Source organism: Parasegetibacter sp. NRK P23, assembly GCF_023721715.1.
Lineage (GTDB): Bacteria > Bacteroidota > Bacteroidia > Chitinophagales > Chitinophagaceae > Parasegetibacter.
Genome location: NZ_JAMDLG010000026.1, coordinates 1 through 2,347, shown reverse-complemented (window position 1 = coordinate 2,347; position 2,347 = coordinate 1). Strand labels below are relative to the sequence as shown.

The window sequence follows — 2,347 nt, the reverse complement described above, 5'->3', positions numbered from 1 at the left end:
GCTTCGGTACGCAATTGAACCTGCCTGTTTCCGCTACGGACGCCGATCCTGAGACGCTGACCATCCAGGTGAGCAACCTGCCCGCCTTCGGTACTTTCCAAAGTACAGGCAACGGCATAGGCACCCTCAGCTTCAACCCCGCGCTTTCAGATGCCGGTACTTATAACGACATCACCGTTACGGTTACCGACGAACACGGCGGCTCCGCCTCCACCGTCTTCCACCTGGTGGTGGACGCAAACTACCAGCCCGTTGTGGCCGCGGTAAACAATGTAACGCTCAACGAAAAAGCCACCGCGCAACTCAACCTCAGCGCCACCGATGAGAACGAGAACGACGCGCTGAGCTGGTCGTTCACCGGACTGCCCTCCTTCGTGACCGTGACCACCAACGGTGGTACCGCGCAACTGGACCTGGCTCCGGGCTACGCCGATAACGGTACCTACCAGGTGACCGCCCGCGTGGAAGACGGCAACAATGGTTTCGACACTACTTCCTTCACCATCACCGTAAATGATGTGGATCCCGTAAAAGTGATCTACATGAACTTCGGCGATGCTACCTATACAGCAGGCGCCCCCTGGAACAATACCGCCAAGGCCCCTGCCCTGAACGATAACTTCGCCAACCTGAAAGACGCCACCGGCGCCACTACCAGCGTGGGTATCCAACTGCTCACCGCATGGGGCGGCGTCAACAACCTGGGCATGAACACCGGCAGCAACAGCGGTGTGTACCCCGACGCGGTACTCAGGTCGTCATACTTTACCACCACCATCGCACGCAGCGTGCGGGTGTATGGTCTGGACGCGAACACACAATACAATTTCCGCTTCCTGGGCAGCAGGGCCAACCCCAACGCCGGCATCGGTGTAACCACCACCTATACCATCGGCGCCACCACGGTGAGCCTTGATACCAAAGACAACGCGCAGAACACCGCGCAGATCTCCAGCGTGCAGCCCGCCGCCGACGGCTCCGTGACCTTCGTGGTGAACGCCGCCGCGGGTTCTTCCTTCGGTTACCTGAACAGCCTGGTGATCGAGTCCATCTTCGACGACCAGACCGCTCCGGCCAAAGCCAGGAACCTGTCTGCTCAAAACGTGGACGGTAAAGTACGCCTGAACTGGACCGACGCAGCCTACAATGAAACTTCCTACGAAGTATTCAGGGCCACCAACATCGCCGGTCCGTTCTCCCTGATCCATACCGGTGCCGCCAACCTGGTGCAGCATGAAGATGCCGCCGTGGCAGGTAACACGACCTATTACTATACCGTACGCGCCGCCAACAGCTATGGCAACGCGCCTTACAGCGATACCGTAAGCGTCACCACGCCCAACGTAGCGCCGGTGCTGAACCCCATCGCCAACGTAACGCTCAATACACAACAGTCCACCACCGTGGCCGTATCCGCCACCGATCCGGGTGATGTGATCACCCTGTCAGCTTCCAACCTGCCTTCGTTCGCGACCTTTACCGACAACGGCAACGGAACCGGTTCCATCCAGATCAACGCGGGCAATACCCCCGGTGTATACAGCGGTATCACCATCACCGCTTCGGATAACTTCGGCGGAAGTTCCAGCCGTACGTTCAACATCACGGTGAACGTGGCCAACCTCACCAAAGTGTTCGTGAACTTCAACCAGACCTTCCCCGTGGGCAGCCCCTGGAACAGCACCAACGCCGCGCCGAACGCGGGTCTCACCCTGGCGGACCTGAAAGATCAGACCAACAACAGTACCGGCATCACCCTGACCGTGCTGGACGCCTGGACGGCGCAGAACACCCTGGGTGTGGTAACCGGCAACAACAGCGGCATCTATCCCGATGACGTGATGCGCACCTTCTACTACTACTCCGGTACGGCGGAAAGAAGAATCCGTTTGAGTGGTTTGTCGGCAGACAAGAAGTACGACCTCTCCTTCTTCGCGAGCAGGGCCAACTTCTCCGCGCCGCTCACCACCCGCTACACCGTAAACGGCAACTCGGTGGAAGTGGACGCCACCAACAACTCCAGCAATGTGGGTAAACTGGATGGCATCTCCCCCGACAGCAACGGCGAGATACTGATCACGGTACTGAAATCCGGTTCATCCGCCAACGCTTACCTGGGCGCACTGGTGATAGACGCTTACCCGCTGGGCAGCACCACGCCCGTGGCGCCCACCAACCTCACGGCTACGGGTATCTCTAAAACACAGATCCGCCTGAACTGGGGCGCTACCGTAGGCGCAACGGGTTACGAAGTGTTCCGTTCCACCTCCGAAGCGGGCAGCTACAGCAAAATAGGCGATGTGCCCACCGGCACCCTTACCTACACTGATGCCAGCCTGTCTGCAGG

Annotated in this window: 1 protein-coding gene; it reads left to right on the top strand. The window is 59.2% G+C overall.

The window, feature by feature from the left end; genetic code table 11:
* A partial coding sequence (locus M4J38_RS19380) for an Ig-like domain-containing protein (protein WP_251761466.1) occupies positions 1–2,347 on the top strand: 2,347 nt, incomplete at both ends.